Raw genomic sequence first — 7708 nt, forward strand, 5'->3', positions numbered from 1 at the left:
TTCTAGTTCTTCTTGCAGAACTTTGGCCCCTTGTTGCACCTGTTGCGCTTTTTGGAAAGCGTCTTGTAATTCTTTAATCTTACCGAGACCGAATCCGAATCCTTGTCCTTGTGCCATAATATTTTTTTTGTTTAAGGGGTCGCTCAAGGTTTTTATTATACTGCTTAGGATGAACCAGGGTCAACTTTTGACCATTGGAGGACGATAAAACCTCTGCAATCGGGGGGCGACTATCGGCCTTGGCCTCTGATAGAATCAAGCCAAGGGAAGGAGTCGAGAAATGGGGAAAAGTCTTTTTCTACCCTTTATCCCGGGCCGCCGGGCAACCGCCCCAAGCCATAATAGAATTGTTGCTTTGACGAGGAGAATAGCAATTTTGAACGCCAAAAAAACGGGAATTTTCTTGACAATTGCCCTAAGTTGTGCTTTAGCAGCAAAAGTGGCGATCGCTAATACTTCCCCTTTGGAGGGGACTCGATGGAAACTAAGGGGTTGGACAGCCGGAAGTTTGGTCAAAGAAACGGAAATTACCGCCGCTTTCCAGAAAAATATCCTCAGTGGTTCGGCCGGATGCAACCAGTATAATACCGGCTATCAAGTCAACAATGGCACGCTTCAGATCAACCAAGCGATCGCTACTACCAAAAAAGCTTGTCCGGAACCAGAGATGAAACAGGAAAATCAATATCTGGCCGCCTTGCAAGGAGTGGAACAATTCCAAGTGACAGCTAAAGGCGATTTACAATTATTTTATCGTACTCCCGAAGGTTTAGGAATACTCACTTTTACCCCCGCACCAACCACCACGCGCACGGAAAGGACAATTTATATCAATTCCAGGAAACAACCCTGTACTCAAGGCCAAAGCAAAGACTGTTTACAGATGCGAGAAAAACCAGAAGAAAACTGGAGATTGTTCCCTAATACTATCGAGGGATTTGAATATAAACCAGGATTTTTCTATCAAATTAAAGTTAGCGTTGAAACCATCTCCAATCCAGCTAATAATCAAAGTTCAGAAACATGGAAGCTATTAGAAGTTATTAGCCAAACCCCAGAAAAAGAGACTCCGCGAGCTTGGTTTGATCGACCGTTAACTAATTGGAATAAAGCCAAGGCACCTATCCCAAAATCTCCCGTTAAAACCGTGATCGATAACCAGTGTCGTGAACAGGTTCGTCCGGCAATTACTGCCAATGAACAAGCACTTAATAAAGCAGGATGGTTACTGTACGGGGCCGTGCAAACCTATGGGAAAACTAGCATTATTTCGGCCATGAGTGGAGTGGATGGAATGTGCCGACCGATGGGTTATCAAGACTTTGTTTTTGTCGATGGTAAATTCGCTGGCACTCTTTCCCCGCGACCGATGGATTCTCGCGCTGATGGGGCATCTCAGAGAATTGTTTTACAAAATAGCGATCGAATTATTGTCGTTTTTAATCGCTATAAAGACACGGATCCTCTCTGTTGTCCTTCCCAATTAAGTCGCGTTATTTATCAAATTGAAACAGTCAGCGGATTGCCAGTGGTTGTTCCCAAAGAAGCGGAAACAGAAGCGGTGAGAAATTAATTCAGTTATCAGTTATCAGTTATCAGTTATCAGTTATCAGTTATCAGTGAGATAGGGAAAAAAAGACTGGCAGTTAATAGCTTCCTTTTTTATTATATCTCCCGCAAAAGTGAGTTTTTAATCGCATTTTCCCGAAAAAGATCGCTTTTCTACTGCTAGAAAATAATCTATTTCTTGCTGCTTCTCCTGACTGGGAGAATAATGGCTCGGAGACTCCTCACTTAAGGGAAGATTTTTGATTTATGCAGCAGGTTTAGTAATTAGGCACTGATACTAGATAAGTAGTTATAAAATTCTAATAACTCCTCGTTAGTTAGGAGTAAACGTGACTTTTTGCCATAGGTAGAAATCAGGTATTCCCGACCTTTTTCTGTGGTCCAAGCTAATCGTTTCATCTCCACATCAATTTTAGTTTTAAGGACTGAATAATCGATTTCTTCGGGAATAACAACAACTGGCTCCGGTTCTGGGGGTTCTTCTTCAGTTAAATTCGCTTCTTCTGGCAATTCTGTTAATAAGGAGTAATTATCGGTTTCCGTTTCTAATAATAAAGGCTCTGGTTCTGGTAAAGGAATATCCTTAACTTCGGGTAATTCCGGCTCAATTTTAGCCGGGGGAATATCCTTAACTTGGGGTAATTCTGGTTCAATTTTAGCTGGGGGAATATCCTTAACTTGGGGTAATTCTGGTTCAATTTTAGCTTCAGGACGAGGTATTTCAGTGACTTTAGCCGTTTTAGTCGATTTTTTGGCACTAGGGACGGGTTTAGGTAAATCTTCCGGTAGAGAAATATTATTGGGGCTGATTTTTTCCACAAGCTGGAGATCGGGGGTGCTTTCAGCCTCTAAAAGCAGTAAAGCCCGTTCTCTGGCTCTATCTTCGGCGATTTCCACCGTATCTGCTGCTGCTAAACCTGTAACAACCGTTTTTCCTTCAATTTCCACGATCGCTTTCACAATATACTTGCCATGATCGATTTGAACTAACTCACTAATCAGGGCAACTTGGGGGTAACGTTGGCGTAACTTTTGCAACATGGTGACTTTTTCGAGTTCTTTTGTACTTATATTAGAATACTCTATCGTAATTATGGAAAAATGTAGCAAGTTCTTGCTAAGATTAAAGGTTAGATAAAATTTTCAGTGCTAGGATTAGCCTTGCCCACAGTAAGAAGATTCTACTAGGCTGAAGCTTCCGCCAGAAAGACGAGCAATGGCCGAAAAGTTTGCCGGTGTTCGCTATTGGCTTATACTAACAAAGGCTTCGATAATGCTCAGGGTAGGTTCGGGTGTTTGATGCTTGGTCAGTTTACCCTCACTGTCACCACCAGCGATCGCAATTACCCCGATAGAGATGATCTCTGGAGTCAATGGTTTAAATCCACCTTCTCATTATTAAGTATTTAAACTTAATTATTCACGATTCCGTCAGTGTCTTGTAAGTAAGGATTATTGTCAGATGGACTTCTCGATCGCCACACTCCTCTCTCATCTTAGTGATGATAAATTAGCTACGGGTAAAATTCTCGAAAAAAAATTAGGCTGCGAAGACGATCCCGAAAGCTGTGAAAAATTGCAAGTGATTCTCGATGCTTTGGAACGTCTGGGAATGGTTGTCAAAGAACGCGGGCGCTATCGTCGCGTGATCGAGGAAAATATCGTAGAAGCAAAGCTGCGCTGTTCCAGTAAAGAATTTTGCTTTGCTATCCAAGATATCGAAGATGCTGATGACATCTACGTCTCGAAAAATCATCTAAGTAACGCTTGGAATGGCGATCGAGTTTTAGTCAAAATCATCCGCGAGGGGACCCGTCGTCGTTCCCCAGAGGGAGAGGTGAGATTAATTCTCGAACGAGCTAACCCTTCGCTTCTAGCGCAAGTAAAACAGGAAAATGAGCAGTTCGTAGCGGTTCCCCTGGATGATCGCCTGAAATTTACCCTTAATCTCCTCGAAAATGGTCAAAACCTCCAAGAAAACATCGATCACCTCGTTCATGTTTCCGTCCTCCGTTATCCCCTAGGGGAAATGCCTCCCATCGGCAAAGTTACTCGCATTCTCGGTTCCACGGCCGAGGCCGCTGCCGACACGGATATCGTCTCCTGTAAACACGATCTACCCCATAATTTTCCGCCAGAAGCCCTCGAAATTGCCGATAATTTAGCCGATTTCTTCGATAGTGGCGAAAAAGAACAACTGCGAGATTTAACCCAACTCTTCACCTTTACCATCGAAGATGACACCCCCCTGGATTATCCCCCGATCATTGAAAATGCCTTTTCTTTAGAGAAAATCAACCAAAATCGCTGGCAAGTCGCCATTCATATCAGCGATGTCACCCGTTACATTGAACGGGGTGGATTATTGGATAAAGTTGCCAAAAAACGGGGAACTGCCGTCTATTTAGGCGAAAAAGTGCTGCCATTAGTTCCAGCTGCCCTTACCAGTCGTTGTTCCCTGTCACCCCAAGAACAGCGCCCCGCTATTTCTATCCTCGTCACCCTCGATGATAAGGGGGAGCTAGTGGAGTACGAAATCACCCGCAGCCTCATCCAAGTGGATCAACATTTTACCTATCAACAGGTGCGCGATCTGCTCAGTGAAGAAGATAGCGCAGCTGCCCCCACCGATACCGTTGAAACCCTGAAAGATTTATTTTTCAGCGTTTGCCCCACCCTAAAATCCCAACGTCTGCAGCGGGGTAGTTTTGATATTCAATTAGACAAAATCTCTCCCTACAAAGACGAAGGACGGGGGGGGACTGTTCTCGCTTCTAATAATTTACCAGCCCGTTCTTTACTGACAGAAGTGGCGATTTTAGCCGGCAAAGTTGTCGCTGAACATTTACAGGCCTTAAAATTGCCCTGTATCTACTGTGGACAATCGGAACCGGATTGGGATGAATTGGAGGATTTACTCAAATTAGCCAATAATTTAGGGGCAGAATTAAATTTAACTGCCGAGGAGGAGATTAAACCCAATGACTATCAAAATCTCACCCGCACTTTTTCCGCTTCCACATCGGTGAAAGTCCTCAATTATCTCCTGCAAGAAACTCTCAAATTAGTTAGATATAGCAGCCATCCTTTACCCCATTTTGGTTTGGCCTATACTGGCAATTATACCCACTGTCTCTCACCCCTGCAAAGATATGCCGATCTTTGGGTACAACGGGTGTTAAAAATCCTATTAACAGAGGGGAAAGATCGCCGCAGCAAAATCGTCAAAGTCGGGGTTAATTTGGGCAGTAATAGCTGTCATGGACAGATTAATTGGAATATTCTACCAAGCCAAATTCAGGAGGAGTTAGAAGAAGAAAGTCACCTCATTGTTTCCCATCTCAATGATCGCTCAAAAATTGCTGAAGATGCGGAAAAAGACCTAGAAGGATTGAAAAAAGCCGAGAAAATGAAAGAAAGAATGGGTCAAGTTTTTCGCGGCTTAATTACCGGTGTACAATCCTATGGTTTCTTCGTGGAAATTTCCGATTTATTAGTGGAAGGGTTGGTTCATGTTTCTTCTCTCAAGGATGATTGGTACGAATATCGCGCCCGTCATAGCTGTTTGGTAGGACGGAAAAATCGCGTTGCCTATCGTCTCGGTGATGAGGTGGAAGTGGAGGTAAAAGATGTAGACTATTATCGTCAGCAAATCGATCTAGTTACGGTTAGCGGTGGCAGTTCAGCAAGTTATGACGACTTAGAAGAAGATTAATTATGAATCAACCAACCACCGAAAAAATCGGTAAAACCCGCTTTATTCTGCCCTTTTTATGCGGTATTTTTCTCTTTTTAACCGGCTGTGTCCGTTACGATGTGGGCATTAATTTTCCCCACCAACACCACGGGGAAATTATTCAACATATCACCCTCGGACAACGTTTAACCAGTCTCAGTCAAACCGAAGCCACTAAATGGTTAAATAGTATCGAACAGAGGGCAAAATTACTTAAGGGGAAAACCGCTCCTATTTCCGAACGGGAAATAATTGTGACTATTCCCTTTAGTAATAGTCAGGAATTAGAGGAAAAATTCAATCAATTTTTTGATCCTAGTTCTTCCTTTAAAATCAAAAATTCTGCTAATACCGATGATAGCAAGTTACTGCAACTAGATTCAAAACTGGCAGTTACAGAACAAGATTGCTTCTTTTTGACCCAGAAAAACTTAAAATTAACCGTTGATTTGCGGGCTTTAGGTGTACTTTCCGAACAGGGAAATATTATCGTTAGCCCCGGTTCCTTAGTCGCTATCGACTTCGCTTTAAAGACTCCCTTTCCTGGTCAAAATATTGAAGATGACTCAGGATTAAATCCCCCAGTAGAACAAGTTGATAATCAGTTAATTTGGCATTTAAAACCGGGAGAAATTAACACCATTGCGGCGGCTTTTTGGGTTCCTAACTACTTAGGTATCGGCACAGTAATTATTGTTTTATTAACAAGTTTTGCCTATTACTTGAAATATAAACGCTGGCCCGGTGTATCCCCATCGACTTAAATTGAGATGGCAACTATTGACCGAGATTTAATTATCAATGAGGGAAAGATTGGCCAACTTATGAAACTGATCTAAAAATTGGCCAACGATAGGGAAAATCTTGGCTAGGATCAAATCATAGTCATAATTGAGACTAGACGGTTTTCCCTTTATTACTTTATTACTGGCAATTACAGTTATGGTTAGCAATATTCCCTTTTCTATCCCCGAACATAGCCTCGATCGAGATTGTACCACCCTCTCCCGTCACGTCCTGCAACAATTACAAAGCTTTTCCCCCGACGCGCAGGATTTAAGCGCAATTATGAGTCGAATTGCCCTAGCCGGGAAATTAATTGCCCGTCGTCTCAGTAAAGCGGGATTGATGGCGGATGTGCTAGGTTTTACTGGAGAAACCAACGTCCAAGGGGAATCAGTCAAGAAAATGGACGTTTTTGCCAATGAGGTATTTATCTCGGTTTTTAAGCAAAGTGGTTTAGTTTGCCGTCTTGCTTCCGAGGAAATGGATAAACCCTATTATATCCCAGAAAACTGTCCCATCGGTCGCTATACCCTACTCTACGACCCGATCGATGGTTCTTCCAATGTGGATATTAACCTAAATGTGGGTTCGATTTTTGCCATCCGTCAACAGGAAGGCAATGATTTAGACGGAGAGGCGCGGGATTTACTGCAAAATGGTCGTCAACAAATCGCCGCCGGTTATATTCTCTACGGACCCTCGACTATTTTAGTTTACTCGATCGGTCGCGGTGTTCATGCCTTTGTCCTTGACCCCAGTTTAGGGGAATTTATCCTCGCCCAAGAGAATATTATTATCCCCGATCACGGTCCGATTTATAGTACCAATGAGGGCAATTTTTGGCAGTGGGATGAGGCAATTCGCGACTATACCCGTTATGTCCACCGCCATGATGGTTACACGGCCCGTTACAGTGGGGCGTTAGTGGGAGATATCCATCGAATTTTAATGCAGGGCGGTGTTTTTCTCTATCCTGGTACTGTTAAAAATCCCCAGGGGAAATTGCGCTTAATTTATGAAACTGCACCCCTTGCTTTTTTAATTGAACAGGCAGGAGGTAAAGCTAGTGATGGGGTGATAAATCTTCTAGATATCGTTCCCGATAAATTACACACCCGCACACCTTTAGTGATCGGTAGTGTCGAAGATGTTAAATTGGTGGAGTCTTTTATCGCCGATCGCCGTCATCGCAATCAACTTTAACTTATAGTTTTATTTCGAGATAAGTAGTCGTGCAAAATTAATTTCCTAGTGAAGATAGGCAAGAGGCAAGAGGCAAGAGGTGGTTAGATATGTGTAATTAATTTTGCTTAGGTACTTAAGTAGCTGGTTATAATTAAATTAAAAATGGATTTTAGGTTCGATCCCCCCTGCCCCCCTTGATAAGGGGGGTGCCGATAGGCGGGGGGATCTGACAACTTTTAACGCCTACCTACTTATTGATACTAAATCCGTTGAGTACAGGCTACCTGTATCACTGGACTTCCCCGTTGACAAAAAGCCATAAGCTGTGCTGTAGAAGGGATTAAGAGAATTTACGCCGCCCCGTTACTGGGTACAAATCAGGGAAACTCCCAATAAATCTAACGCTTTTTGTTGCAGTTGGGTCGGTCGAGT

At 43.0% G+C, this 7708-nt stretch carries 5 protein-coding genes and 1 pseudogene; 4 read left to right on the top strand and 2 right to left on the bottom strand.

Annotated elements, in window-relative coordinates; genetic code table 11:
• Positions 1-117: pseudogene (locus ACE1AQ_RS03045) on the bottom strand (YbaB/EbfC family nucleoid-associated protein); the annotation flags it as partial.
• Between the two features lie 163 nt (positions 118-280).
• On the opposite strand from ACE1AQ_RS03045, the gene ACE1AQ_RS03050 reads away from it, so the two are divergent.
• On the top strand, positions 281-1573 hold the full coding sequence (locus tag ACE1AQ_RS03050; RefSeq protein WP_110543241.1) for a DUF4377 domain-containing protein: 1293 nt from the start codon (positions 281-283) through the stop codon (positions 1571-1573).
• Between the two features lie 260 nt (positions 1574-1833).
• Here ACE1AQ_RS03050 and ACE1AQ_RS03055 read toward each other — a convergent pair whose 3' ends face one another.
• Positions 1834-2610 carry a hypothetical protein gene (locus ACE1AQ_RS03055; protein WP_110543238.1) on the bottom strand — a complete coding sequence of 259 codons (777 nt, stop codon included), beginning with the start codon at positions 2608-2610 and terminating at the stop codon, positions 1834-1836.
• A gap of 421 nt (positions 2611-3031) precedes the next feature.
• Here ACE1AQ_RS03055 and ACE1AQ_RS03060 point away from each other — a divergent pair, with 421 nt between their 5' ends.
• From ACE1AQ_RS03060 to fbp, 3 genes are all read left to right on the top strand, one after another.
• Positions 3032-5284, top strand: coding sequence for a ribonuclease R family protein (locus ACE1AQ_RS03060; protein ID WP_008201895.1), 2253 nt, complete (start codon positions 3032-3034; stop codon positions 5282-5284).
• A gap of 2 nt (positions 5285-5286) precedes the next feature.
• Complete coding sequence (locus tag ACE1AQ_RS03065) at positions 5287-6069, top strand: DUF3153 domain-containing protein (protein WP_008201894.1); 783 nt, start codon at positions 5287-5289, stop codon at positions 6067-6069.
• Between the two features lie 178 nt (positions 6070-6247).
• On the top strand, positions 6248-7294 hold the full coding sequence (gene fbp, locus ACE1AQ_RS03070; RefSeq protein ID WP_008201893.1) for a class 1 fructose-bisphosphatase: 1047 nt from the start codon (positions 6248-6250) through the stop codon (positions 7292-7294).
• The last annotated feature ends 414 nt before the right edge of the window (positions 7295-7708 follow it).

Origin of the sequence: Microcystis sp. BLCC-F209, assembly GCF_041928595.1 — a bacterium.
Lineage (GTDB): Bacteria > Cyanobacteriota > Cyanobacteriia > Cyanobacteriales > Microcystaceae > Microcystis.

Excerpts from the sequence above, each read along its gene's own strand:
- ACE1AQ_RS03050 (WP_110543241.1), top strand. The coding sequence starts at position 281 with ATGGGGAAAAGTCTTTTTCTACCCTTTATCCCGGGCCGCCGGGCAACC.
- ACE1AQ_RS03055 (WP_110543238.1), bottom strand. The coding sequence starts at position 2,610 with ATGTTGCAAAAGTTACGCCAACGTTACCCCCAAGTTGCCCTGATTAGT.
- ACE1AQ_RS03060 (WP_008201895.1), top strand. The coding sequence starts at position 3,032 with ATGGACTTCTCGATCGCCACACTCCTCTCTCATCTTAGTGATGATAAA.
- ACE1AQ_RS03065 (WP_008201894.1), top strand. The coding sequence starts at position 5,287 with ATGAATCAACCAACCACCGAAAAAATCGGTAAAACCCGCTTTATTCTG.
- fbp (WP_008201893.1), top strand. The coding sequence starts at position 6,248 with ATGGTTAGCAATATTCCCTTTTCTATCCCCGAACATAGCCTCGATCGA.